This is a genomic window from Streptoverticillium reticulum, from assembly GCF_047456005.1.
Classification (GTDB): domain Bacteria; phylum Actinomycetota; class Actinomycetes; order Streptomycetales; family Streptomycetaceae; genus Streptomyces; species Streptomyces reticulum.
The window spans coordinates 4,708,844-4,731,005 of the sequence record NZ_CP179755.1 but is presented as its reverse complement, the minus strand read 5'-3'; the positions used below and the strand labels follow the sequence as shown (position 1 = coordinate 4,731,005).

33 protein-coding genes are annotated in these 22,162 nt (G+C 67.9%); 2 read left to right on the top strand and 31 right to left on the bottom strand.

The annotated features are described in order from the left end of the window. Positions 1-51 precede the first annotated feature (51 nt). Positions 52-2,136 carry a glycosyltransferase gene (locus ACMATS_RS21675; protein ID WP_414168756.1) on the top strand — a complete coding sequence of 695 codons (2,085 nt, stop codon included), beginning with the start codon at positions 52-54 and terminating at the stop codon, positions 2,134-2,136. Positions 2,137-2,232: 96 nt separating this feature from the next. Here the strand turns inward: ACMATS_RS21675 and truA are convergent, their stop codons facing one another. The 31 genes from truA to rpsJ form a co-directional block, all read right to left on the bottom strand. Further along, positions 2,233-3,090, bottom strand: a complete 858-nt coding sequence (truA, locus tag ACMATS_RS21670; RefSeq protein WP_414168755.1) for a tRNA pseudouridine(38-40) synthase TruA — start codon at positions 3,088-3,090, stop codon at positions 2,233-2,235. 77 nt (positions 3,091-3,167) lie between these two features. Next, positions 3,168-3,632 (bottom strand): 50S ribosomal protein L17, encoded by a 465-nt coding sequence (gene rplQ / locus ACMATS_RS21665; RefSeq protein WP_336413027.1) that lies wholly within the window; start codon positions 3,630-3,632, stop codon positions 3,168-3,170. A 145-nt stretch (positions 3,633-3,777) separates the two neighbouring features. Then, complete coding sequence (locus tag ACMATS_RS21660) at positions 3,778-4,800, bottom strand: DNA-directed RNA polymerase subunit alpha (RefSeq protein WP_004946635.1); 1,023 nt, start codon at positions 4,798-4,800, stop codon at positions 3,778-3,780. Between the two features lie 228 nt (positions 4,801-5,028). Next, complete coding sequence (rpsK, locus tag ACMATS_RS21655) at positions 5,029-5,433, bottom strand: 30S ribosomal protein S11 (RefSeq protein WP_003948617.1); 405 nt, start codon at positions 5,431-5,433, stop codon at positions 5,029-5,031. A gap of 66 nt (positions 5,434-5,499) precedes the next feature. Continuing rightward, positions 5,500-5,880, bottom strand: a complete 381-nt coding sequence (gene rpsM, locus ACMATS_RS21650) for a 30S ribosomal protein S13 (RefSeq protein ID WP_171082784.1) — start codon at positions 5,878-5,880, stop codon at positions 5,500-5,502. A gap of 185 nt (positions 5,881-6,065) precedes the next feature. Continuing rightward, positions 6,066-6,179, bottom strand: coding sequence for a 50S ribosomal protein L36 (rpmJ, locus tag ACMATS_RS21645; RefSeq protein ID WP_003956441.1), 114 nt, complete (start codon positions 6,177-6,179; stop codon positions 6,066-6,068). A gap of 62 nt (positions 6,180-6,241) precedes the next feature. Further along, entirely contained in the window at positions 6,242-6,463 is a 222-nt protein-coding gene (gene infA / locus ACMATS_RS21640; protein WP_003956442.1) for a translation initiation factor IF-1, read from the bottom strand. A 280-nt stretch (positions 6,464-6,743) separates the two neighbouring features. Then, complete coding sequence (gene map, locus ACMATS_RS21635) at positions 6,744-7,580, bottom strand: type I methionyl aminopeptidase (protein ID WP_414168754.1); 837 nt, start codon at positions 7,578-7,580, stop codon at positions 6,744-6,746. Between the two features lie 98 nt (positions 7,581-7,678). After that, the gene (locus ACMATS_RS21630; protein ID WP_390780825.1) at positions 7,679-8,335 is read right to left on the bottom strand and encodes an adenylate kinase; all 657 of its coding nucleotides are present in this window, start codon (positions 8,333-8,335) and stop codon (positions 7,679-7,681) included. Next, positions 8,335-9,648, bottom strand: a complete 1,314-nt coding sequence (gene secY, locus ACMATS_RS21625; RefSeq protein WP_414170758.1) for a preprotein translocase subunit SecY — start codon at positions 9,646-9,648, stop codon at positions 8,335-8,337. The genes ACMATS_RS21630 and secY overlap by 1 nt, the downstream gene beginning before the upstream one ends. Before the next feature lie 205 nt (positions 9,649-9,853). Further along, complete coding sequence (gene rplO, locus ACMATS_RS21620; protein ID WP_171082775.1) at positions 9,854-10,309, bottom strand: 50S ribosomal protein L15; 456 nt, start codon at positions 10,307-10,309, stop codon at positions 9,854-9,856. A 1-nt stretch (position 10,310) separates the two neighbouring features. Next, the gene (gene rpmD, locus ACMATS_RS21615) at positions 10,311-10,493 is read right to left on the bottom strand and encodes a 50S ribosomal protein L30 (protein ID WP_086567281.1); all 183 of its coding nucleotides are present in this window, start codon (positions 10,491-10,493) and stop codon (positions 10,311-10,313) included. After that, positions 10,493-11,095 carry a 30S ribosomal protein S5 gene (rpsE, locus tag ACMATS_RS21610; RefSeq protein WP_190066381.1) on the bottom strand — a complete coding sequence of 201 codons (603 nt, stop codon included), beginning with the start codon at positions 11,093-11,095 and terminating at the stop codon, positions 10,493-10,495. The genes rpmD and rpsE overlap by 1 nt, the downstream gene beginning before the upstream one ends. 46 nt (positions 11,096-11,141) lie before the next feature. Next, positions 11,142-11,525: a 50S ribosomal protein L18 gene (gene rplR / locus ACMATS_RS21605; RefSeq protein WP_336413030.1), complete on the bottom strand. Its 384-nt coding sequence runs from the start codon at positions 11,523-11,525 to the stop codon at positions 11,142-11,144. 3 nt (positions 11,526-11,528) lie between these two features. Next, entirely contained in the window at positions 11,529-12,068 is a 540-nt protein-coding gene (gene rplF, locus ACMATS_RS21600; RefSeq protein ID WP_390780824.1) for a 50S ribosomal protein L6, read from the bottom strand. 21 nt (positions 12,069-12,089) lie between these two features. Next, a complete protein-coding gene (gene rpsH / locus ACMATS_RS21595) occupies positions 12,090-12,488 on the bottom strand; it encodes a 30S ribosomal protein S8 (RefSeq protein ID WP_229322121.1) in 399 nt (132 codons plus the stop codon). A 209-nt stretch (positions 12,489-12,697) separates the two neighbouring features. Continuing rightward, entirely contained in the window at positions 12,698-12,883 is a 186-nt protein-coding gene (locus ACMATS_RS21590) for a type Z 30S ribosomal protein S14 (RefSeq protein ID WP_004946670.1), read from the bottom strand. A 2-nt stretch (positions 12,884-12,885) separates the two neighbouring features. Beyond that, the gene (rplE, locus tag ACMATS_RS21585) at positions 12,886-13,440 is read right to left on the bottom strand and encodes a 50S ribosomal protein L5 (RefSeq protein ID WP_390780836.1); all 555 of its coding nucleotides are present in this window, start codon (positions 13,438-13,440) and stop codon (positions 12,886-12,888) included. After that, positions 13,437-13,760: a 50S ribosomal protein L24 gene (gene rplX / locus ACMATS_RS21580; protein WP_120756562.1), complete on the bottom strand. Its 324-nt coding sequence runs from the start codon at positions 13,758-13,760 to the stop codon at positions 13,437-13,439. The genes rplE and rplX overlap by 4 nt, the downstream gene beginning before the upstream one ends. 2 nt (positions 13,761-13,762) lie before the next feature. Then, positions 13,763-14,131 (bottom strand): 50S ribosomal protein L14, encoded by a 369-nt coding sequence (gene rplN / locus ACMATS_RS21575; protein WP_004946682.1) that lies wholly within the window; start codon positions 14,129-14,131, stop codon positions 13,763-13,765. A 95-nt stretch (positions 14,132-14,226) separates the two neighbouring features. Further along, the gene (rpsQ, locus tag ACMATS_RS21570) at positions 14,227-14,508 is read right to left on the bottom strand and encodes a 30S ribosomal protein S17 (protein ID WP_019888756.1); all 282 of its coding nucleotides are present in this window, start codon (positions 14,506-14,508) and stop codon (positions 14,227-14,229) included. Further along, positions 14,508-14,732, bottom strand: a complete 225-nt coding sequence (gene rpmC / locus ACMATS_RS21565; protein ID WP_030368408.1) for a 50S ribosomal protein L29 — start codon at positions 14,730-14,732, stop codon at positions 14,508-14,510. Before rpmC ends, rpsQ begins: the two co-directional genes overlap by 1 nt. Then, positions 14,732-15,151 (bottom strand): 50S ribosomal protein L16, encoded by a 420-nt coding sequence (gene rplP / locus ACMATS_RS21560; RefSeq protein WP_106677952.1) that lies wholly within the window; start codon positions 15,149-15,151, stop codon positions 14,732-14,734. The genes rpmC and rplP overlap by 1 nt, the downstream gene beginning before the upstream one ends. Before the next feature lie 5 nt (positions 15,152-15,156). Then, on the bottom strand, positions 15,157-15,987 hold the full coding sequence (gene rpsC / locus ACMATS_RS21555; protein ID WP_030368410.1) for a 30S ribosomal protein S3: 831 nt from the start codon (positions 15,985-15,987) through the stop codon (positions 15,157-15,159). Beyond that, a complete protein-coding gene (rplV, locus tag ACMATS_RS21550; RefSeq protein WP_384946107.1) occupies positions 15,987-16,334 on the bottom strand; it encodes a 50S ribosomal protein L22 in 348 nt (115 codons plus the stop codon). The genes rpsC and rplV overlap by 1 nt, the downstream gene beginning before the upstream one ends. 42 nt (positions 16,335-16,376) lie before the next feature. After that, entirely contained in the window at positions 16,377-16,658 is a 282-nt protein-coding gene (gene rpsS / locus ACMATS_RS21545; RefSeq protein ID WP_004950443.1) for a 30S ribosomal protein S19, read from the bottom strand. A gap of 12 nt (positions 16,659-16,670) precedes the next feature. After that, a complete protein-coding gene (rplB, locus tag ACMATS_RS21540) occupies positions 16,671-17,507 on the bottom strand; it encodes a 50S ribosomal protein L2 (protein ID WP_390780823.1) in 837 nt (278 codons plus the stop codon). A gap of 39 nt (positions 17,508-17,546) precedes the next feature. Continuing rightward, the gene (gene rplW, locus ACMATS_RS21535; RefSeq protein ID WP_058046827.1) at positions 17,547-17,870 is read right to left on the bottom strand and encodes a 50S ribosomal protein L23; all 324 of its coding nucleotides are present in this window, start codon (positions 17,868-17,870) and stop codon (positions 17,547-17,549) included. Then, positions 17,870-18,520, bottom strand: a complete 651-nt coding sequence (gene rplD, locus ACMATS_RS21530; RefSeq protein WP_390780822.1) for a 50S ribosomal protein L4 — start codon at positions 18,518-18,520, stop codon at positions 17,870-17,872. Before rplD ends, rplW begins: the two co-directional genes overlap by 1 nt. 8 nt (positions 18,521-18,528) lie before the next feature. Continuing rightward, complete coding sequence (gene rplC / locus ACMATS_RS21525) at positions 18,529-19,173, bottom strand: 50S ribosomal protein L3 (protein ID WP_390780821.1); 645 nt, start codon at positions 19,171-19,173, stop codon at positions 18,529-18,531. Between the two features lie 13 nt (positions 19,174-19,186). Next, positions 19,187-19,495, bottom strand: a complete 309-nt coding sequence (gene rpsJ / locus ACMATS_RS21520; protein ID WP_003948644.1) for a 30S ribosomal protein S10 — start codon at positions 19,493-19,495, stop codon at positions 19,187-19,189. A gap of 538 nt (positions 19,496-20,033) precedes the next feature. Here rpsJ and ACMATS_RS21515 point away from each other — a divergent pair. After that, positions 20,034-22,154: a PIG-L family deacetylase gene (locus ACMATS_RS21515; RefSeq protein ID WP_414168753.1), complete on the top strand. Its 2,121-nt coding sequence runs from the start codon at positions 20,034-20,036 to the stop codon at positions 22,152-22,154. Positions 22,155-22,162 lie beyond the last annotated feature (8 nt).

Sequence of the window (22,162 nt, the reverse complement as noted above, 5' to 3'; positions counted from 1 at the left end):
CCAGGGGGAAGGACGGACGCAGCGCCGGCAGCGCGCCGCGGACACACCGCCATGAAGATCTCTTTCCTTTTGCAGAACGCCTACGGCATCGGCGGCACCATCCGCTCGACGTTCAACGTCGCGAGCGCTCTTGCCGAGCGCCACGACGTGGAGATCGTGTCGGTCATCAGAAGCGGAAAGACGCCGAGGCTGCCCCTCCACCCCGGGGTCAGACTGGTCAACCTCATCGACCAGCGCCCCGACGAGGGTGCCGACCGCGACCACGAACTGCTCGCGCAGGAGAGCGCGTACATCCCCCCGGTCGAGGCCAAGGGCGCGCACTTCAGCGCCCTCACCGACCAGCGCGTGGCCGAACACCTGGCCCGCACCGACGCCGACGTCGTCATCGCCACCCGACCCGGCCTGGTGATGTACCTCGCCGAGTTCGGCACCGACCGCTACCTGCGCATCGGCCAGGAGCACCGGATCTACGGCACCCACGAGCCGGCCATCCGCGCCTACCAGGACGCCTCCATCCCGCACCTGGACGCGCACACCACCGTCTCCGAGGCCGACGCGGCCACCCACCGGGAGCAGTTCCCCGACGCCAAGACGAAGATCGTCTGCCTGCCCAACGGCGTACCGGCCTCCGAGGTCGAACAGGCCGACCCCGACGCCAAGCTCGTCGTCGCCGCCGGCCGGCTCATCCCCGTCAAGCGCTACGACCTGCTCGTCAAGGCCTGGGTCGACGTCGCCGCCGCACACCCCGACTGGAAGCTGCGCCTCTACGGCCGCGGCCCCGAACAGGCCAAGCTGCGCGCGCAGATCGACCGCCTCGGGCTCAACGAGTCGGTCACGCTCATGGGCGCCCACTCCCCCATCGAGACCGAGTGGGCCAAGGGCTCCATCGCCGCCGTGACCTCCCGCGAGGAGTCCTTCGGCATGACGATCGTGGAGGCCATGCACTGCGGCGTCCCGGTCGTCGCCACCGACTGCCCGCACGGGCCCGGCGAGATCATCACCCACGGCGAGGACGGCCTCCTCGTCCCCGTCGGCGACAGCGACGCCATCGCCAAGGGCCTGCTCGAACTGATCGAGGACGACGACCTCCGCCGCCGCATGGGCGAGGCCGCCCGCGCCTCCGCCCAGCGCTACTCCCCCGAACGCATTGCCGACGCCTACCTCGACCTCATCGAGAGCCTCCGCGGCGAGCGCACCGGGACGTCCGGGGCCGGCAATGCATCCGTGCCGCTGGGCACGTTGCTGCGCCGCGCACTCGGCAAGCTCGTCCGGCGGCCCGTGAGCAAGGGGGCCAGGCAGGCGAAGCAGCCGGTGAAGAAGGTCCTCAAGGACATCGTCGTCCGCAAGGCGCTGCGCCCCGTGGCCTCCTGCCGCGTCGACGCCGACGGCAACATCCTGGTGTCCGTCGACGGCAGCGGCGTCTCCGGCGACAAGCTCACCCTCACCGTCACCCGCCGCCGCGAGGGCAAGCCCATCAGCGTGCCGCTCACCCCGCCGGCCGACGGCAAGGGCGGCCCCTGGACGGCCGTCCTGGACCGGCGCAAGCTCCGCCTGGGCGAAGGCCGTTGGGATCTGCACGTCGTGCGCGAGGAGGACAACGCCCGCCGCCGCGTGGTCTCCCACCTCGCCGAGGGCAAGGGCCTGCTCACCGTGGAGCCGCTGCCGGACGCCCCGTTCACCTGGTGGGTGCCCTACCCGACCGTCGACGGCTACCTCGCGCTGCGCGCCTGGCACCGCCCGGCCCACGCCGAGGCGCGCAGCATCCGCACCGGCGAGGACGCGTTCACGGTCGAAGGCACCCTGCACGGCGCCGAGTTCACCGCCGACGGCAAGCCCGTCCTCGTCGGCACCCCGCGCACCGAGGCGGCGGCCGAGGTCTCGGTGGACGTCGAGGTCACCGGCGCGACGGCGTTCCGGGTCACCGTCCCGTACGAGCGGCTGAAGGCGGCCCGCGGCGGCGACGGGAGCACGACCTGGGACCTGGCCCTGCTGCCCGCCCCCGGGGCCGAGCCGGTCAAGCTGGGCCGGCTCGTCGGGGACATCGTCGACCGCAACAAGACCGACATCTACCCGACGGTCGCGGGCGTCCACCCGTACTTCACGATGTCGAGCGACCTGGCCGTCACGCTTCCGTGACGGCCTGAGCGGTCCGCGCCCCGTAAGGGGCGCGGGGAACTGCGCGACCAGCCACAACCGACCCGCAGCCGAAGTACCGCACTTCCAGCGGAGCGCCTAGCAGCAGCCCGAACTGCCGGGAAGCGTCCGCTTGTTGCGCGCTTCCCGGTTGCGGGCCGCCAGCTCGGAGTCGGCCGGGTAACCGACCTCCTCCAGGGTCAGCCCGTGCGGCCGGACGACGTGGACCGCGGAGTCCCGCACCCGCGCCGCCAGCACCTTGGCGGGCCAGTCGACCGGCCGGTGCCCGTCGCCGACGAACAGCAGCGCGCCCACGAGCGACCGCACCATGTTGTGGCAGAAGGCGTCGGCCCGCACCGTCGCGGTGATGACGCCGGAGGCATCCCGCACCCAACTCAGCTGCTGCAGCGTGCGGATGGTGGTGGCACCCTCGCGCTTCTTGCAGTACGCCGCGAAGTCGTGCTCGCCAACGAGCTTCTCTGCAGCGGCATTCATCGCATCGACGTCCAACGGCCAGTCGTGCCACAGGACATGACCGCGCAGCAGCGGGTCGACACCGCCGTGATGGTCCGTCACCCGGTAGGCGTAGCGCCGCCAGATCGCCGAGAAGCGCGCGTTGAAACCGGCCGGGGCCTCCTCGACCTTCCACACGCGGACGTCGTGCGGGAGCCGTCCGGCCAGCCGGCGCAGCAGCTTCTCCTGATGCTCGGCCCACACCTCGGCCGGCAGGTCGACGTGCGCGACCTGGCCGCGGGCGTGCACCCCTGCGTCCGTCCGCCCGGCGACGGTCAGTTCGTACGTCTCGGACGAGCGCGTCACCGTCCGGATCGCGTCCTCCAGCTCGCCCTGGACCGTGCGCTGTCCCTCGCGCTGCTTGGCCCAGCCCGAGAAGTCCTTGCCGTCGTACGACAGGTCCAGCCGCACCCGGACCTTGCCGGGCTCCACCTCGTCACTCACCGCAGAGTTTCCTTCCACAAATGCGGGACGGGCCCGCCCCCCGAAAGGGGCGGGCCCGTCCTGACACACGAAGTGCGTCAGGCGTCCTTCGACTCCTCGGCCGGAGCCTCGGCAGCAGCCTCGGACTCCTTGACCGCACGCTTGGTGGCGGCCTCGGCCTCGGCGACGGTCGCCTTCTTGGCGATCTCGCCCTCGACCAGCTCGATCACGGCCATCGGGGCGTTGTCGCCACGACGGTTGCCGATCTTGGTGATACGGGTGTAACCACCCGGACGCTCGGCGAAGCGCGGAGCGATCTCGGTGAAGAGCACGTGAACGATGCCCTTGTCCGTGATCGTCTGCAGCACCTGGCGACGGTTGTGGATGTCGCCCTTCTTCGCCTTGGTGATCAGGCGCTCGGCGACGGGGCGCAGGCGGCGGGCCTTGGCCTCGGTCGTCGTGATGCGGCCGTGCTCGAAGAGCGCCTTGGCGAGGTTCGCCAGCAGCAGCTTCTCGTGCGCGGCGGAGCCGCCGAGACGTGCACCCTTGGTGGGACGCGGCATGGTGTTTCTCCTAGGTGTCTGCCCCGGCCGTGTCAGGTACCGGAGTCAGTATCCGAGCAGGCGGTCGCCTGTCGGAGACCCCGCGCCCGGTGAGGGGCGCGGGGAACTGCGCGACCAGCCGAAGCCGGCCTGCAGCCGAAGACCGTCAGTACTGCTCGGTCTCCACAAAACCCGCGTCCGCGTCGTCGTCGGCGCCAAACGCGTCGGCGGCAGCGGTCGGGTCGAATCCGGGCGGGCTGTCCTTGAGGGCCAGGCCCATGCCGGCCAGCTTCGCCTTGACCTCGTCGATCGACTTCGCACCGAAGTTGCGGATGTCGAGCAGGTCGGCCTCGGAGCGGGCGACGAGCTCACCCACCGAGTGGATGCCCTCGCGCTTGAGGCAGTTGTAGGACCGAACGGTGAGCTCGAGCTCCTCGATCGGCAGCGCCAGGTCGGCGGCCAGGGCGGCGTCCGTCGGGGACGGGCCCATGTCGATGCCCTCGGCGTCGATGTTGAGCTCGCGGGCCAGACCGAACAGCTCGACCAGGGTCTTGCCGGCGGACGCCATGGCGTCGCGCGGGCGCATGGCCTGCTTGGTCTCGACGTCGACGATCAGCTTGTCGAAGTCGGTGCGCTGCTCGACACGGGTCGCCTCGACCTTGTAGGTGACCTTGAGAACCGGCGAGTAGATGGAGTCGACCGGGATACGGCCGATCTCCTGGCCCACCTGCTTGTTCTGGACGGCGGAGACGTAGCCGCGACCGCGCTCGACGGTCAGCTCCATCTCCAGCTTGCCCTTGGCGTTCAGGGTCGCCAGGACCAGGTCGGGGTTGTGCACCTCGACACCGGCCGGCGGGGCGATGTCGGCGGCGGTGACCAGACCCGGGCCCTGCTTGCGCAGGTACATCACGACCGGCTCGTCGTGCTCCGAGGAGACGACCAGCTGCTTGATGTTCAGGATGAGGTCGGTGACGTCCTCCTTGACGCCCGGCACGGTGGTGAACTCGTGCAGGACACCGTCGATGCGGATGGACGTGACCGCCGCACCCGGGATCGAGGAGAGGAGCGTACGACGCAGGGAGTTGCCGAGGGTGTAGCCGAAGCCCGGCTCCAGCGGCTCGATCACGAACCGGGAACGGAACTCGTCCACGACCTCTTCGGTCAGAGAGGGACGCTGAGCGATCAGCATGCGAAGGATCCTTCAGTCATGGACACCCACTATTTGATGTCCTGAGGTACTACAAGGGTACGGGCGGCACGGCTCCGAAGAGCCGTACCGCCCACACTCTCAAGGCAACCGCGAAGCGGCCGGCGCGTCAGACGCGGCGACGCTTCGGCGGACGGCAGCCGTACTGCGACATGTGGGGGGGCGACCCCCACACCCCCAGCCGACCGCCGGGCCCGCTTCGGAAGCGCGTCAGACGCGGCGACGCTTCGGCGGACGGCAGCCGTTGTGCGGGGTGGGGGTGACGTCCTGGATCGAACCGACCTCGAGGCCCGTGGCCTGGAGGGAGCGGATCGCGGTCTCACGGCCGGAGCCGGGACCCTTGACGAAGACGTCGACCTTGCGCATGCCGTGCTCCTGCGCACGACGCGCGGCCGACTCGGCGGCCATCTGCGCGGCGAACGGGGTCGACTTGCGCGAGCCCTTGAAGCCGACGTGGCCGGCGGAGGCCCAGGAGATCACGTTGCCCGTGGGGTCGGTGATCGAAACGATGGTGTTGTTGAACGTGCTCTTGATGTGCGCGTGGCCGTGAGCGACGTTCTTCTTTTCCTTGCGGCGCACCTTCTTGGCAGCGCCCTGACGACCCTTGGGGGGCATCTCTTACTCCTACGGGAGGTGGTCGGTCCTACAGCGAAGACCGCGTGGTCAAGCGTCCGCTGAGGACTACTTCTTGCCCGGCTTCTTCTTGCCGGCGATGGCGCGACGCGGGCCCTTGCGGGTACGGGCGTTCGTGCTGGTGCGCTGGCCGTGGACGGGCAGGCCACGACGGTGGCGCAGACCCTGGTAGCAGCCGATCTCGACCTTGCGGCGGATGTCGGCCTGGACCTCGCGGCGCAGGTCGCCCTCGGTCTTGATGTTGGCGTCGACGTACTCGCGGATCTTGACCAGGTCCTCCTCGGACAGGTCACGAACGCGGGTGTTCGGGTTCACACCGGTGTTGGCGAGGGTCTCCTTCGCCAGGGTGCGGCCGATGCCGAAGACGTAGGTGAGTGCGACCTCCACGCGCTTTTCGCGCGGGATGTCGACACCGGAAACGCGTGCCATTGAATGGCTCCAGATGCTCGTCGGAGGTCTTCCACAAGACCGCTCCCAGCCGCCGTATCAGGTACGAACCGAGTCCCCGGCCTCCGAGCCGGGGGTGTCGCCCTCCATCACAGAGAGGGACGGGTCCTGCGTATGTACGTATTGCTCGCGTCGCGCGAAGAAACTGCTGAAGTGCAGGTTCTGCGTCAGCCCTGGCGCTGCTTGTGGCGCAGGTTGTCGCAGATGACCATGACCCGGCCGTGGCGGCGGATCACCTTGCACTTGTCGCAGATCTTCTTGACGCTCGGCTTGACCTTCATGGGATGCAGGTTCTCCGAAGTCAGTGCCTTCACCCCACGGGAGGCGGGGCTACGGGCAAGATCTACTTGTACCGGTAGACGATCCGGCCGCGCGTCAGGTCGTACGGGGACAGCTCCACCACGACCCGGTCGTCGGGAAGGATACGGATGTAGTGCATCCGCATCTTGCCGCTGATGTGCGCGAGGACCTTGTGACCGTTCTGGAGCTCCACCTTGAACATGGCGTTCGGCAGAGACTCGATCACGGTGCCCTCGATCTCGATGGCACCTTGCTTCTTGGCCACGCTTCGCCTTTCGAATCGGCTACCTTGATCAACTCTGGTGTTCGCACCCTCGCGCGGAACGCGGGCATGCGGATAGACGAGAGCCGACGCGTCAGTCTACGTCAGGGAAACGGGAAAGCCTAATCGAGGGTGATACGTCCACCCACTCCCCCTCACCGGAGGATTGTGGGCGGCGCCCCACCCCGCTGTGTGGGTCCCCCGCCGGGGGCGGCCGATGCCGTCGGCCCCGTACGGGTCGTTCTCGGCTGGTCGCGCAGTTCCCCGCGCCCCTGGCGGGGCGCTACGCCAGCGGGTCCGGCGCCGCCGTGATGCCCATCGCGGCCAGCTTCGCGCGGCCGCCGTCCGGAGCGGTGAGGACCAGCGGACCCTCCTCCGTGACCGCGATCGAGTGCTCCCAGTGCGAGGACCACGTCAGGTCGTCCGTCAGGACCGTCCAGTCGTCCTCGAGGACGTGCGTCTTCGCCGTCCCCAGGCTCACCATCGGCTCGATGGCGATGCAGAAGCCCGGCACCAGCTTCGGCCCCTTGCCCCGCTTGCGGGAGACATAGTTCAGCAGGTGGGGGTCCATGTGCATCTCGGAGCCGATGCCGTGGCCGCCGTAGTCCTCGATGATCCCGTACTTGCCGCTCGCCGGGCGCGGCTGGCGGCGGATGTAGCCCTCGATGGCCTTGGAGAGGTCGACCAGGCGGTTGCCGCTCTTCACGGCGGCGATGCCGGCCCACATGGACTCCTCGGTCACCCGGGAGAGCTCGATCAGCTCCGGGGCGTGACCGGAACCCACGAAGGCCGTGAAGGCCGCATCCGCGTGCCAGCCGTCGATGATCGCGCCGGCGTCGATCGAGATGATGTCGCCGTCCTTCAGGACGGTCTTCGTGTCGGGGATGCCGTGCACGACGACCTCGTTCACCGAGGTGCAGATGGTGGCGGGGAAGCCGCCGTAGCCCAGGAAGTTCGACTTCGCGCCGTGCTCGGCGATCACCTTGCGGGCGACGTCGTCCAGGTCCTTGGTCGTGGCACCGGGAACGGCCGCCTCCCGGGTGGCCGCGTGGATGGCGGCGACGACCAGCCCCGCCTCGCGCATCTTCGCGATCTGCTGGGGGGTTTTGATCTCCACCATGTGGGGTGCCTTTCTCGGCTCTCGGTTCGCTGGCTCGGGAACAACACTACGGCCGCGGTGCCCTTGCGGGCACCGCGGCCGTGTACAGACCGTGAGGGTCAGGCGCTGCGCGCCGGAAGGGCGTCCATCGCCCGCCCGGTGACCTCGGCGACCTTGCCGAGGGCCGAGATCGTCACCACGAGGCCCTGGGCCTTGTAGTAGTCGATGATCGGCTCCGTCTGCGTGTGGTAGACCTCCAGCCGCTTGCGGACGGTCTCCTCGCTGTCGTCGTCGCGCTGGTACAGCTCGCCGCCGCAGACGTCGCAGACGCCGTCCTGCTGCGGGCGGCTGTAGGTGACGTGGAAGACGTGACTGGAGTCGTTCCGGCAGATCCGGCGGCCGGCGATGCGCTTGACCACCTCGTCCTCGGGGACCTCCAGGTCCAGCACGGCGTCCAGCTTCACGCCGTCCAGCTCGAGGGCCTCGTCGAGGGCCTCGGCCTGGGCGACGTTCCGCGGGAAGCCGTCCAGCAGGAAGCCGTTCTCCGCGTCCGGCTGGTTCATCCGGTCGCGGGCCATCCCGATGGTGACCTCGTCCGGGACCAGCTGGCCCGCGTCCATGTACGACTTGGCCTGCAGGCCGAGCTCCGTGCCCTGGCTGATGTTCGCCCGGAACAGGTCACCCGTGGAAATGTGCGGGATCGCGAGATTCTTGGCGAGGTACGCGGCCTGCGTACCCTTGCCGGCGCCGGGCGGGCCGACGAGGACGATTCGCATCAGCGGAGGAACCCTTCGTAGTTGCGCTGCTGAAGCTGGCTCTCGATCTGCTTCACAGTCTCCAGACCGACACCCACGATGATCAGGATGCTGGTTCCCCCGAACGGGAAGTTCTGGTTTGCGTTGAGTGTGACCAGCGCCACGGTCGGCACCAGTGCAATCAAGCCCAGGTACAGCGAGCCAGGCCACGTGATGCGGTTCAGCACGTAGCTCAGATACTCCGCGGTGGGTCGGCCGGCCCGGATGCCCGGGATGAACCCACCATACTTCTTCATGTTGTCTGCAACTTCTTCGGGGTTGAAGGAGATGGCGACGTAGAAGAAGGCGAAGAAAACGATCAGCAGGAAGTACGTGACGATGTAGACGGGGTGGTCGCCCTTGACCAGGTTGGACTGCACCCAGGTCGCCCAGCCCGCCTTGGACCCGGTGAACTGCACCAGCAGCGCCGGGATGTAGAGGAGCGACGAGGCGAAGATGACGGGGATCACACCCGCCTGGTTCACCTTCAGCGGGATGTAGGTGGACGTGCCGCCGTACGAACGGCGGCCGATCATGCGCTTCGCGTACTGCACGGGGATCCGGCGCTGAGCCTGCTCGACGAAGACGACGAGCGCGACCATGGCCAGACCGCAGAGGATCACCAGGCCGAACTCCAGCCAGCCGCCCATCAGCTTGCCCTGCATCTTGATGCCCCACAGGGCGCCCGGGAAGCCGGCCGCGATGGAGGTGAACATCAGGATCGACATGCCGTTGCCGATGCCGCGGTCGGTGATGAGCTCACCGAGCCACATGATGAGGCAGGTGCCGGCGGTCATCGTGACGACCATCGTGATCGTGGTGAAGATCGAGTGGTTGGGCACGATCTGGTTGCCGACGGGGCAACTCCCGAAGAGCGCACCGGTGCTGGCGGTGGCCACGAGGCCGGTGCCCTGGAGGACGGCGAGCGCGACGGTCAGATAACGCGTGTACTGCGTGATCTTGGTCTGGCCGCTCTGCCCCTCCTTCTTGAGGGCTTCCAGGCGCGGGATCACGACCGTGAGCAGCTGCAGGATGATGCTCGCCGTGATGTAGGGCATGATGCCGAGCGCAAAGATCGTGACCTGCAGCAGTGCACCACCGCTGAACATGTTCACGAGGCCGAAAAGGCTCTGGCCGCTCTTGGCCTGGTCGAGGCACGTCTGGACGTTGCGGTAGTCGACGCCCGGCACGGGGATGTGCGCCCCGAGCCTGAAGAGCACCATGATGCCCAGCGTGAACAGTAGCTTCTTGCGCAGGTCGGGCGTCTTGAACGCCCGGGCGAACGCGGTGAGCACGGTGCCTCCTGCGCCTCTCACGCAGCCACGCGAGAGGTGACGGTCTTGAGGTTCGACGAATACGTATCGGTCAAAGTCCGTACGGACGCAGGCCGCACGGACGTTACAGCAGTGCACGCCACCTTACCGGCGACCATGCCCCCCTTGGAACGACCAACCGGGGATGCCCCGTTATGGGACATCCCCGGTTGTCGGATCAACGAACTCAGATGAGCTCGGTGACGGTGCCGCCGGCGGCGGCAATCTTCTCCTTGGCGGAGCCGGAGACGGCGTCGACCGTCACCTGCAGCGCCACGGAGATCTCGCCCTGGCCAAGGACCTTGACGAGCTCGTTCTTGCGAACAGCGCCCTTGGCGACCAGACCGGCCACCGTGACCTCGCCACCCTGCGGGTAGAGCTCGGCCAGCTTGTCCAGGTTCACGACCTGGAACTGCTTGTGGGCGGGGTTCTTGAAGCCCTTCAGCTTCGGGAGGCGCATGTGGAGGGGCATCTGGCCACCCTCGAAGCGCTCCGGAACCTGGTAACGGGCCTTCGTACCCTTGGTACCGCGACCAGCCGTCTTACCCTTCGACGCCTCACCACGACCGACACGGGTCTTGGCGGTCTTGGCGCCCGGGGCGGGACGGAGGTTGTGGACCTTCAGCGGGTTCTGCTCCGCCATGTCAGTCGACCTCCTCGACCGTCACGAGGTGGCGGACGGTGTGCACCATGCCGCGGATCTCGGGGCGGTCCTCCTTGACAACCACATCGTTCATGCGCTTGAGACCAAGCGAACGAAGGGTGTCGCGGTGGTTCTGCTTGCTGCCGATGTAGGACTTGACCTGCGTGACCTTGAGGCGAGCCATTACGCACCCGCCCCTGCACGCGCCCGCAGCAGAGCAGCGGGGGCGACGTCCTCGAGCGGCAGACCACGACGGGCGGCGATCTCCTCGGGACGCTGCAGTCCCTTGAGGGCCTCCACCGTGGCGTGCACGATGTTGATCGGGTTCGAAGAACCGAGCGACTTCGACAGGATGTCGTGGATGCCCGCGCACTCGAGCACCGCTCGCACCGGGCCACCGGCGATAACACCGGTACCGGGGGAAGCGGGCTTGAGCAGCACGACACCGGCCGCCTTCTCGCCCGTGATCGGGTGCGGGACGGTGCCCTGGATACGGGGGACCTTGAAGAAGTTCTTCTTGGCCTCTTCCACGCCCTTGGCGATGGCAGCCGGAACTTCCTTGGCCTTGCCGTAACCGACACCGACCGTGCCGTCACCGTCGCCCACCACGACCAGCGCGGTGAAGCTGAAGCGGCGACCACCCTTGACAACCTTGGCGACGCGGTTGATCGCGACTACGCGCTCAACGTACGCGGTCTTCTCGGCGGCAGCGCCACCGTCACGGCCCTTCCGGTCCCGCCGCTCGCCGCCACCGGCACCGCTTCCGCGGCGCTGGGGTCCAGCCATTGGAATTACCTCTCTCTGTTACGTCCGCTAGCTCCGGAACCGGGGCTTAGAACTTCAGCCCGGCTTCGCGGGCGGCGTCCGCCAGAGCGGCAATGCGCCCGGCGTACTGGTTGCCACCGCGGTCGAACACGACGGCCTCGACACCGGCGGCCTTGGCACGCTCGGCGACCAGGGCGCCAACCTTCTTGGCCTGGGCACCCTTGTCGCCCTCGCCACCACGGATCGACGCGTCCAGGTGGGACGCCGACGCCAGGGTGTGACCCTTGAGGTCGTCGATCACCTGAGCGGTGATGCCACGGTTGGTACGCGTCACCACGAGACGGGGGCGCTCAGCCGTACCCGAAATGTTCTTCCGGATGCGGATGTGGCGGCGGGCCTTGGCGGCGCGCTTGTACGCGTCGCCCTTAGCAATCTTGACACCGTATGCCATGGCTTACTTACCAGCCTTTCCGACCTTGCGGCGGATGACCTCGCCGGCGTACTTGACGCCCTTGGCCTTGTACGGGTCGGGCTTCCGCAGCTTGCGGATGTTAGCGGCGACCTCGCCGACCTTCTGCTTGTCGATGCCCTCGACAGACAGCTTGGTCGGGGACTCCACCTTGAAGGTGATGCCCTCGGGGGCCTCGACGAGGATCGGGTGGCTGTAGCCCAGGGCGAACTCCAGGTTGGAGCCCTTCGCCTGGACACGGTAACCGACACCGCTGATCTCGAGGTTCTTGCTGTAACCCTGGGTCACGCCGGTGATCATGTTCGCCACCAGCGTGCGGGACAGGCCGTGCAGGGCCTTGTTCTGACGCTCGTCGTTCGGACGGGTCAGCTGCAGGATGCCGTCCTCGCCCTTGACGACCTCGATGGGGGCGGCAACGGTGTGGGTGAGGGTGCCCTTGGGGCCCTTCACCTGGACCGTGCGGCCCTCGATGGTGACGTCCACACCAGCGGGAACCTGGATGGGCTGCTTGCCAATGCGCGACATTAGCTCTTCCTCCGTTCCCGATTACCAGACGTAGGCGAGGACTTCCCCACCCACGCCCTTCTTCTGCGCCTGCTGGCCGGTCAGGAGACCGTGGGACGTGGAGATGATCGCCACGCCCAGGCCGCCGAGGACCTTCGGCAGGTTGGTGGACTTTGCGTAGACCCGCAGGCCCGGCTTCGAAATCCGCTTGATGCCCGCGATGGAGCGCTCACGGTTCGGGCCGAACTTCAGGTCGATGACGAGGGACTTGCCGACCTCGGCGTCCTCGACCTTCCAGCCGGCGATGTAGCCCTCCTGCTGCAGGATCTCGGCGATGTGCGCCTTGATCTTGCTGGCAGGCATGGCCACGGAGTCGTGGTACGCCGAGTTCGCGTTCCGCAGACGGGTCAGCATGTCTGCGATCGGATCGGTCATGGTCATGTTTGGCCTTCGGCCTCTCTCGCCGTGGTTTCCTATCTGCGCCATCCCTCTCCCCGAACAGTGTCGGGACGGGTGCGGCGCGGGGACCTACGGCGTAGTAAGACGGTCATGGGCGGCGGGCACCCAACCCTTCAACTCTACGCGAGTCGGGGCTGGGCCCCCGCCGTCCTTGATGCTTACCGAGAGCCCTGGTCAACCCAAGTGGGTTGTTACCAGGAGCTCTTGGTCACGCCCGGCAGCTCGCCACGGTGAGCCATCTCACGAAGGCACACGCGGCAAAGGCCGAACTTACGGTAAACGGAGTGCGGGCGGCCGCAGCGGTTGCAGCGGGTGTACGCGCGAACCGAGAACTTCGGCTTGCGAGCGGCCTTGGCAATCAGAGACTTCTTCGCCACGGTCAGTTCTCCTTGAAGGGGAAGCCGAGGTGACGAAGCAGGGCGCGGCCCTCGTCGTCGTTCTTCGCCGTGGTCACCACGGTGATGTCCATGCCCCGGACCCGGTCGATCTTGTCCTGGTCGATCTCGTGGAACATGACCTGCTCCGTGAGACCGAAGGTGTAGTTGCCCCGGCCGTCGAACTGCTTGGGGGACAGACCGCGGAAGTCGCGGATGCGCGGCAGCGCGAGCGACAGGGTGCGGTCCAGGAACTCCCACATGCGGTCGCCACGGAGGGTGACGTGGGCACCGATCGGCTGGCCCTCACGCAGCTTGAACTGCGCGATGGACTTACGGGCCTTGGTGACGGCCGGCTTCTGACCGGTGATCGTGGTGAGGTCGCGGATGGCGCCCTCGATCAGCTTGGAGTCGCGGGCGGCGTCGCCCACACCCATGTTGACCACGATCTTGGTCAGGCCCGGAACCTGCATGACGTTCTCGAAGGAGAACTCCTCACGCAGCTTGCCCGAGATCTCCTCGCGGTACTTCGCCTTGAGACGCGGAGTGGTAGCCATCAGATGTCCTCACCCGTCCGCTTGGCAACGCGGATCTTGTTGCCGTTGTCGTCGAAGCGGTAACCGACGCGGGTGACGACCTTCTTGCCGTCCTTCTCCACGACCAGCTGAACGTTGCTGACGTGGATGGGGGCCTCGGTGGTCACGATGCCGCCGGTCTTGGAACCGCGGGCGGTCTGGCCGGCCTTGGTGTGCTTCTTGACCCGGTTGACACCCTCGACGAGGACGCGGTTCTCGCTGGGCATGGCCACGATGACCTTGCCCTGCTTGCCCTTGTCCTTACCGGTGATGACCTGAACCAGGTCGCCCTTCTTGATCTTCATGCTTACAGCACCTCCGGCGCGAGCGAGACGATCTTCATGAACTTCTTCTCGCGCAGCTCTCGGCCCACGGGGCCGAAGATACGGGTGCCGCGGGGGTCACCGTCGTTCTTGAGGATGACGGCCGCGTTCTCGTCAAAGCGGATGTACGAGCCGTCCGGACGGCGGCGCTCCTTGACGGTGCGAACGACGACAGCCTTGACGACGTCGCCCTTCTTCACGTTGCCACCGGGGATCGCGTCCTTGACGGTGGCGACGATGACGTCACCGATGCCCGCGTAGCGGCGACCCGAGCCACCGAGAACACGGATGCAAAGGATCTCCTTGGCACCAGTGTTGTCGGCGACGCGAAGTCGCGACTCCTGCTGGATCACGTCTATCTCCTGATCGTCTGCCGGTTCCCGGCAGGGGCTCCGAGGAGCCCCTGCCGAGCCTGGCGGAACTTATCCGAGGGAGAACCCCTCAGAAATTACTTGGCCTTCTCGAGGATCTCGACGACGCGCCAGCGCTTCGTCGCGGACAGCGGCCGGGTCTCCATGAGGAGGACGCGGTCGCCGACGCCCGCAGCGTTCTGCTCGTCGTGCGCCTTGAGCTTGTTCGTACGGCGGATGACCTTGCCGTACAGCGCGTGCTTGACGCGGTCCTCGACGGCGACGACGACGGTCTTGTCCATCTTGTCGCTGACGACGAGACCCTCACGGGTCTTGCGGAAGCCGCGCTCGTTCGTCTCAGTCACATTCTTCTCGCTCATCAGGCGCTCTCCACCGTCTCGATGCCCAGCTCGCGCTCGCGCATCAGGGTGTAGATCCGGGCGATGTCCTTACGGACGGACTTGAGCCGACCGTGGTTCTCGAGCTGTCCGGTCGCCGCCTGGAAGCGGAGGTTGAACAGCTCTTCCTTGGCCTCACGGAGCTTCGCGACGAGGTCCTCGTCGTTCAGCTCACGCAGCTCGGTCGCCTTGATACCAGCGGCCATCACGACTCACCTGCCTCGCGCCGAACAATGCGGCACTTCATCGGAAGCTTGTGGGCGGCGCGGGTCAGCGCCTCACGAGCGACCTTTTCGTTCGGGAAGGACAGCTCGAACATCACCCGACCGGGCTTGACGTTCGCGATCCACCACTCCGGAGAACCCTTACCGGAACCCATGCGGGTCTCGGCCGGCTTCTTCGTCAGGGGACGGTCCGGGTAGATGTTGATCCAGACCTTGCCACCACGCTTGATGTGACGCGTCATGGCGATACGAGCGGACTCGATCTGACGGTTCGTCACGTAGGCCGGGGTCAGGGCCTGGATGCCGTACTCACCGAAGGCAAGCTCGGTGCCACCCTTGGCCATGCCGTTCCGCTTGGGGTGGTGCTGCTTGCGGTGCTTGACCCTGCGAGGGATCAGCATGTCGGTCAGGCCTCCGTTCCGGTGGACTCGGCCGGAGCAGCGGCAGCGGCCTCGGCCTTGGGGGCCTCGGCAGCGGCGCTCTGCTGCGGCTTGCGGCCGCGGCCGCCACGCTCGCCACCACGGCCACCACGGGCCGGGCGGTCCTGAGCGCCACCACGGGACGGGCGGTTGCCCGCACGCGCGGCAGCGTTCTCGGCGCGGACCTCGGCGATGTTCTTGACGTCGCCCTTGTAGATCCAGACCTTCACGCCGATGCGGCCGAAGGTGGTCTTGGCCTCGAAGAAGCCGTAGTCGACGTTCGCGCGGAGCGTGTGCAGGGGCACACGGCCCTCGCGGTAGAACTCCGAGCGGGACATCTCGGCGCCGCCGAGACGGCCACCGCACTGGATCTTGATGCCCTTGGCGCCGGCCTTCATCGTCGACTGCATGCTCTTGCGCATGGCGCGACGGAAGGAGACGCGGGAGGACAGCTGCTCGGCGACGGCCTGGGCCACCAGCTGAGCGTCCACCTCGGGGTTCTTGACCTCGAGGATGTTCAGCTGGACCTGCTTGCCGGTCAGCTTCTCCAGCTCGCCGCGGATGCGGTCGGCCTCGGCGCCGCGGCGGCCGATGACGATGCCCGGACGAGCGGTGTGGATGTCGACGCGGACGCGGTCGCGGGTGCGCTCGATCTCAACCTTCGAGATACCGGCGCGCTCCATGCCCTTCGTCATCATGCGACGAATGGCAACGTCTTCCTTGACGTAGTCCTTGTACAGCTTGTCGGCGTACCAGCGGGACTTGAAGTCCGTGGTGATGCCGAGCCGGAACCCGTGCGGGTTAACCTTCTGGCCCATTACCGGGTTCCTTCCTTGCTGCTGACGACCACGGTGATGTGGCTGGTCCGCTTGCGGATCCGGTAGGCACGGCCCTGGGCACGCGGACGGAACCGCTTCAGGGTCGGGCCCTCGTCGACGTACGCCTCGCTGATGTACAGCGCGGAGGCGTCCGTGTGGTCGTAGTTGTGCGCGGCGTTGGCAATGGCGCTGTCCAGCACCTTGCCCACCGGCACGCTCGCGGCCTGCGGGGCGAAACGCAGGACCGCCTGAGCCTCCGTGGCGTCCATGCCACGGATGAGGTCCACCACGCGGCGGGCCTTCATGGGCGTGACGCGGATGTACCGCGCCTGGGCCCTGGCTTCCATGGTTGTCCCTTCGGTGTCAGTCATAGTCGTTCACACCCCGCCTTAGCGGCGCTTCGACTTGCGGTCGTCCTTGACGTGGCCGCGGAAGGTGCGGGTCGGCGAGAACTCGCCGAGCTTGTGGCCGACCATCGACTCGGTGACGAACACCGGGACGTGCGTCTTGCCGTTGTGCACCGCGAGCGTGTGGCCCAGCATGGCCGGCACGATCATGGAGCGACGGGACCAGGTCTTGATGACGTTCTTGGTACCAGCCTCGTTCTGAGCGTCCACCTTCTTGATGAGGTGGCCGTCGACGAAGGGTCCCTTCTTGAGACTACGCGGCATCTAAACCCGCTCCTAGCGCTTCTTGTTCGTCTTGCGGCGGCGGACGATGTACTTGCTGGACGCCTTCTTCGGCGAGCGAGTACGACCCTCCTTCTGACCCCACGGCGAGACCGGGTGGCGACCACCGGAGGTCTTGCCCTCACCACCACCGTGCGGGTGGTCAACGGGGTTCATGGCGACACCGCGGACGGTCGGGCGGACGCCCTTCCAGCGCATACGGCCGGCCTTGCCCCAGTTGATGTTCGACTGCTCGGCATTGCCGACCTCGCCGACGGTGGCGCGGCAGCGGATGTCGACCAGGCGGACCTCACCGGACGGCATGCGCAGGTGGGCGTAGGCGCCCTCCTTCGCCAGCAGCTGCACGGAGGAACCGGCGGAGCGGGCGATCTTCGCACCGCCGCCGGGCCGCAGCTCGATGGCGTGGATGGTCGTACCGACCGGGATGTTGCGCAGCGGCAGGTTGTTGCCGGGCTTGATGTCGGCCGCGGGGCCGTTCTCGATCCGGTCGCCCTGGTTCAGGCCACGCGGAGCGATGATGTAGCGCTTCTCGCCGTCCAGGTAGTGGAGCAGCGCGATGCGCGCGGTGCGGTTGGGGTCGTACTCGATGTGAGCGACCTTGGCCGGCACGCCGTCCTTGTCGTGACGACGGAAGTCGATCACGCGGTAGGCGCGCTTGTGGCCACCGCCCTGGTGGCGAACGGTCACACGACCGGCGTTGTTACGGCCGCCCTTGCTGTGCAGCGGGCGGACCAGCGACTTCTCCGGCGTGGACCGCGTGATCTCGACAAAGTCGGCGACGCTGGAGCCACGACGGCCCGGGGTCGTCGGCTTGTACTTGCGGATACCCATTTCTCAGTCCTCGTCCGATTCCGGACGACTCGGACTCCGTTAGGAGACCGGGCCGCCGAAGATGTCGATACGGTCGCCCTCGGCGAGGGTCACGATGGCGCGCTTGGTGTTGGCGCGCTTGCCGAAACCGGTCTTGGTGCGCTTGCGCTTACCCTGACGGTTGATCGTGTTGACCCCGGTGACCTTGACCGAGAAGACCGCCTCGACGGCCTGCTTGATCTGGGTCTTGTTGGCGCGCGGGTCGACGATGAACGTGTACTTGTTCTCGTCCAGCAGCGCGTAGCTCTTCTCCGAGACAACCGGCTTGACCAGAAGGTCGCGCGGGTCCGAGAAGGTCTTGCTGGTGACGACGGCCTCAGTCATCAGGCCTCGCTCCCTTCGGTCTCAACGGCCTTGGGGCCAGACACGAAGGACTCGAGAGCGGCCTGGGTGAAGACCACGTCGTCGGAGACGAGCACGTCGTACGTGTTCAGCTGGCCCGGCTCCAGGATGTGCACCTGGGGCAGGTTGCGGGCGGACAGCCACGCGGCCTCGTCGGACCGGTCGGCGACCAGGAGCAGGTTCTTGCGCTCCGAGATCTTGCCGAACAGGGTCTTGGCGGCCTTGGTGGACACCGCGCCGTCGACCACGCCGGAGACGACGTGGATGCGGGAGTGACGCGCCCGGTCGGTGAGGGCACCGCGCAGGGCGGCGGCCTTCATCTTCTTCGGGGTCCGCTGCGAGTAGTCACGCGGCACGGGACCGTGCACGACGCCACCACCGGCGAACTGCGGCGCGCGGGTCGAACCCTGACGGGCGCGACCGGTGCCCTTCTGGCGGTACGGCTTCTTGCCACCGCCGCGGACCTCGCCACGGGTCTTGGTCTTGTGCGTGCCCTGACGGGCAGCGGCCAGCTGCGCGACGACGACCTGGTGGATCAGCGGAACGCTGACCTTCGCGTCGAAGATCTCCGCGGGGAGCTCGACGGTCCCGGCCTTGTCGCCTGCCGGCGAAAGGATGTCAATGGTGCTCATCGGTTACCTCAGGCCCCCTTGGCCGCGGTACGGACCAGGACGAGGCCGCCGTTCGGACCAGGAACCGCGCCCTTGATGAGCAGCAGGCCCTTCTCCGCGTCAACGGCGTGGACGGTCAGGTTCTGGGTGGTGACCCGCTCGTTGCCCATACGGCCCGCCATGCGGAGGCCCTTGAACACACGGCCCGGGGTGGCACAGCCACCGATGGAACCGGGGGAGCGGTGCTTGCGCTGGGTGCCGTGCCCGGCGCCGAGGCCACGGAAGTTGTGGCGCTTCATGACACCGGCGAAGCCCTTGCCCTTGCTCTTGCCCGTGACGTCGACCTTGACGCCGGACTCGAACACGGCAGCGGTGATCTCCTGGCCGAGCGTGTACTCGCTGGCGTCAGCGGTACGCAGCTCCACCAGGTGGCGGCGCGGGGTGACGTCGGCCTTGGCGAAGTGACCCTTGAGGGGCTTGTTCACCTTGCGCGGGTCGATCTCGCCGAAGGCGATCTGGACCGACTCGTAGCCGTCGCTGTCGTTGGTGCGGACCTGGGTGACGACGCAGGGCCCGGCCTTGACGACGGTCACCGGGACAATCCGGTTGTTCTCGTCCCAGACCTGGGTCATGCCGAGCTTCTCGCCCAGGACGCCCTTAATGTTCTTAGCCATCTCGCGCGTCACCTCAGAGCTTGATCTCGATGTCGACGCCGGCCGGCAGGTCGAGACGCATCAGCGAGTCAACCGTCTTCGGCGTGGGGTCGAGGATGTCGATGAGGCGCTTGTGCGTGCGCATCTCGAAGTGCTCGCGCGAGTCCTTGTACTTGTGCGGCGACTTGATGACGCAGTACACGTTCTTCTCAGTGGGCAGCGGCACCGGGCCCGCGACCGACGCACCAGTGCGGGTCACCGTCTCGACGATCTTCTTCGCCGAGGAGTCGATGACCTCGTGGTCGTAGGCCTTGAGCCGGATGCGGATCTTCTGTCCCGCCATGGCTACTTCGTAGTCCTGTCTCTCGTAACGCTCCGGAACTCGGCGGGCTGTGCGGCCGCACTGCCCTTCCCCGCTCCACTCTCCGACCCACGCGGTCGGGCGTGTCGCGCCCCTTCCAGCAGATCTCCCCGAAGGAAGATCCCTGCTCAAGGGGTTTGTGGGGGAAGAACACCCACCGAGTGCCTGGCTGGGGCCCCGCTGACACTTCCCGGAAGATTCCCGTACTTCCACCCCTGAAAAGAGGTGACGAGTACTGCGGGACTCGCTTCCAGTCCTCCCGGCGGGAGGCGCGCAGCATCGGCACTCAACCGAGCAACCTGAACAGTGTGCCATACGAGCCCGAAGGGACGCCAATCGCAGCCGAAAAAGGTACCCCGAGCGGCTCAGTTGTCAAACCAACCCGCCGCGTTCCGGCGACACTGTGGATCGCGAGGAGGCTTTGTGCGTGCTTGGGCAACCCGCCCGGACCCTGTGCCGTCCCCCTAGTACGCGGGGGCATCCGGGGGCTGCACGCTGCACAACGGGACGGAGTCGTTAGTTGAACATCTCACAGCGAGGGGTCGTCACCCGCCGCAGCGTCCTCGCGGGCATCGCGGTCGCCACGGCGGCCTGCGCCACCGGGTGCAGCAGTGACGGCGGCTCCGGCCCGTCCAAGCCTTCCGCCTCGCCCGTCACCGCCGTCGACCCGGCCTCCCGGCAGTCCTTCGTGGGCGCCGAGAGCCCGCTGCTGCTCCAGGTCATGGCGCACCCCGACGACGACCTGTTCTTCATGAACCCCGACGCCGAGCGCATCGTGCAGTCCGGCGTCCCCGTCGTCTCCGTGTACGTCACCGCCGGCGAGGCCGCGGGCCAGAACTGGATCAAGGGCATGCCCAAGAGCAGGCCCGACAAGGCCGGCTACTCCTCCTCCCGCCACCAGGGCCTGCGCCAGGCCTACGCGGAGATGCTGGGCACGGACCGGTTCACGCCCTGGAAGAAGTCCGTCGTGGACCTGCCGGGCGGCGTGCGGGCCGAGACGAACGAGCTCGTCCACGGCAACCGCAGGGCCCGGCTGATCTTCCTCAACATCGCCATGCTCTCCCCCGGCATGACCCGCCTCCCCCACCTCTGGGACGCCCCCTACGCGGTCATGCAGACCCTCGTCGCCACCGGCTCGCCGTGCACCAGCGTCAGCAAGTACGAGCACAGCACCCTGGTCGACGTGCTGGCCTCGATCATGGACACGCACAAGCCGACCGTCGTCCACACCATGGACCCGGACCCTGACTACCAGGTCCACGACGCCACCCACCCCAAGGACAACGACTGGGGCTCGTGCTCGGACCACCGCGACCACACCCCCACGGCGCTCTTCACCTGGAAGGCGCTCTCCCAGTGGGTCGCGGACACCACCCGCCGCAAGGGCCACCCGCCCCGCTTCACCACCACGTCCTTCCGCGGCTACTACAACCAGCGCTGGCCGCACAATCTCCCGCAGCAGATCGTCGAGGACAAGCACCGGCTCGTCGCCGACTACGGCGGCGCCCCGGACTGGCAGTGCGGCAACGCCGCGGGCTGCGGCGACTACGGCCAGGGCGGCGACAGGCCGCTCACCAACCGCAAGGGCTGGATCCGCTCCACGCACTACCGCCACCCCGGCGCCATGCCCGTCGCCCTCGGCGACCGCTCCGGCCGCCTGGAGGCCTTCGGCGTCCTGGGCCTGCAGGCCGTGCGCTGGCAGGAGACCTCCGCCGGCAGCGGCCGCTGGGGCGCCCCGCAGAACCTAGGCGGCGGGCCGCTGGCCCCCGCCCTCGCCGCGGTCAGGGACTCCGCGGGCCGGCAGCTGCTGTTCGGCATGCGCTTCGCCAAGCTGGAGGGCCAGGGCCGGGCCGACAGCCGGGAGATCGTCGTCCTGGAACAGCACACCGCGGGCGGCGCCTTCAAGGCCTGGAAGGGCCTGGGCAACCCCGAGCACAAGGCCGACCGCGGCCGCCGCGTCGGCATGCCCGCCGCCGTCGCCACGCCCGACGGCCGGGTGTACGTCTTCGTCCGCAACGCGGGCAAGGGCGTCTCCTGCAGGATGCGGGCGGCCGACGGCACGTGGGGCAAGTGGCAGAGCCTGCACGGCCAGGAGATCCAGGAGGGCCTCACCGCCGTGCTGGACAAGGACCACCGCGTCCACGTCTTCGGCATCGGCCGGGACACCGTGCACCACTGGAGCCAGGAGACCCCGGAGAAGCCGGTGAGCTTCATGCCGCTCAAGGGCCTGCCGGGCCCCGGCGGCGAGCCCGTCGCCGCGGGCCTGGGCCCGGACGGCGCCGTCACGCTCGTCTACCGCGTCCCGGAGGCGGCGGAGCCCGTCTCCTACCGCCTCGCGGCGAGCGGCGACGGCACGGAGGAGGCCGGCTCCTCGGGGCTGCACGGCTTCTCGGGCTACGGCCCGCTGGCCGCCGCCCTGCTCCCGCAGCGCGGCAAGGACGCGCTGATGGTCCTGGGCCGCACCATGGACGGCCGGATGCAGCTCGTCGACGCGGCGTCCGGCGGCTCCCCCGTACAGGCCGGAGGCTCGTACCTGCCCGTGGGCACGCCGTCGCTCTCGGTCGACGCGGCGCACCGGCTGTGCGCCGTCGGCATGGGCACGGACGCCACACCGTGGATCTGGCGGCCCACGGCCGCGTAGGTTGGCCG

Excerpts from the sequence above, each read along its gene's own strand:
- rplO (WP_171082775.1), bottom strand. The coding sequence starts at position 10,309 with ATGGCGGAGCAGAACCCGCTGAAGGTCCACAACCTCCGTCCCGCCCCG.
- rpsJ (WP_003948644.1), bottom strand. The coding sequence starts at position 19,495 with ATGGCGGGACAGAAGATCCGCATCCGGCTCAAGGCCTACGACCACGAG.
- ACMATS_RS21675 (WP_414168756.1), top strand. The coding sequence starts at position 52 with ATGAAGATCTCTTTCCTTTTGCAGAACGCCTACGGCATCGGCGGCACC.
- rplP (WP_106677952.1), bottom strand. The coding sequence starts at position 15,151 with ATGCTGATCCCTCGCAGGGTCAAGCACCGCAAGCAGCACCACCCCAAG.
- map (WP_414168754.1), bottom strand. The coding sequence starts at position 7,580 with ATGGTGGAGATCAAAACCCCCCAGCAGATCGCGAAGATGCGCGAGGCG.
- rpsM (WP_171082784.1), bottom strand. The coding sequence starts at position 5,880 with ATGGCACGCGTTTCCGGTGTCGACATCCCGCGCGAAAAGCGCGTGGAG.
- rplQ (WP_336413027.1), bottom strand. The coding sequence starts at position 3,632 with ATGCCGCGTCCCACCAAGGGTGCACGTCTCGGCGGCTCCGCCGCGCAC.
- rpsC (WP_030368410.1), bottom strand. The coding sequence starts at position 15,987 with ATGGGCCAGAAGGTTAACCCGCACGGGTTCCGGCTCGGCATCACCACG.
- ACMATS_RS21660 (WP_004946635.1), bottom strand. The coding sequence starts at position 4,800 with ATGCTGATCGCTCAGCGTCCCTCTCTGACCGAAGAGGTCGTGGACGAG.
- rpsE (WP_190066381.1), bottom strand. The coding sequence starts at position 11,095 with ATGGCTGGACCCCAGCGCCGCGGAAGCGGTGCCGGTGGCGGCGAGCGG.
- rplV (WP_384946107.1), bottom strand. The coding sequence starts at position 16,334 with ATGGAAGCCAGGGCCCAGGCGCGGTACATCCGCGTCACGCCCATGAAG.
- rplC (WP_390780821.1), bottom strand. The coding sequence starts at position 19,173 with ATGGCTAAGAACATTAAGGGCGTCCTGGGCGAGAAGCTCGGCATGACC.
- rplW (WP_058046827.1), bottom strand. The coding sequence starts at position 17,870 with ATGACTGAGGCCGTCGTCACCAGCAAGACCTTCTCGGACCCGCGCGAC.
- rpsS (WP_004950443.1), bottom strand. The coding sequence starts at position 16,658 with ATGCCGCGTAGTCTCAAGAAGGGACCCTTCGTCGACGGCCACCTCATC.
- rplD (WP_390780822.1), bottom strand. The coding sequence starts at position 18,520 with ATGAGCACCATTGACATCCTTTCGCCGGCAGGCGACAAGGCCGGGACC.
- rpsH (WP_229322121.1), bottom strand. The coding sequence starts at position 12,488 with ATGACCATGACCGATCCGATCGCAGACATGCTGACCCGTCTGCGGAAC.
- rpmJ (WP_003956441.1), bottom strand. The coding sequence starts at position 6,179 with ATGAAGGTCAAGCCGAGCGTCAAGAAGATCTGCGACAAGTGCAAGGTG.
- rpsK (WP_003948617.1), bottom strand. The coding sequence starts at position 5,433 with ATGCCCCCCAAGGGTCGTCAGGGCGCTGCCAAGAAGGTGCGCCGCAAG.
- rplF (WP_390780824.1), bottom strand. The coding sequence starts at position 12,068 with ATGTCGCGCATTGGCAAGCAGCCCATCCAGGTTCCCGCTGGTGTGGAC.
- rpmD (WP_086567281.1), bottom strand. The coding sequence starts at position 10,493 with ATGGCTCGCCTCAAGGTCACGCAGGTCAAGTCCTACATCGGCAGCAAG.
- rplB (WP_390780823.1), bottom strand. The coding sequence starts at position 17,507 with ATGGGTATCCGCAAGTACAAGCCGACGACCCCGGGCCGTCGTGGCTCC.
- rpsQ (WP_019888756.1), bottom strand. The coding sequence starts at position 14,508 with ATGAGCGAGAAGAATGTGACTGAGACGAACGAGCGCGGCTTCCGCAAG.
- rpmC (WP_030368408.1), bottom strand. The coding sequence starts at position 14,732 with ATGGCCGCTGGTATCAAGGCGACCGAGCTGCGTGAGCTGAACGACGAG.
- ACMATS_RS21630 (WP_390780825.1), bottom strand. The coding sequence starts at position 8,335 with ATGCGAATCGTCCTCGTCGGCCCGCCCGGCGCCGGCAAGGGTACGCAG.
- rplX (WP_120756562.1), bottom strand. The coding sequence starts at position 13,760 with ATGAAGATCAAGAAGGGCGACCTGGTTCAGGTCATCACCGGTAAGGAC.
- rplR (WP_336413030.1), bottom strand. The coding sequence starts at position 11,525 with ATGGCATACGGTGTCAAGATTGCTAAGGGCGACGCGTACAAGCGCGCC.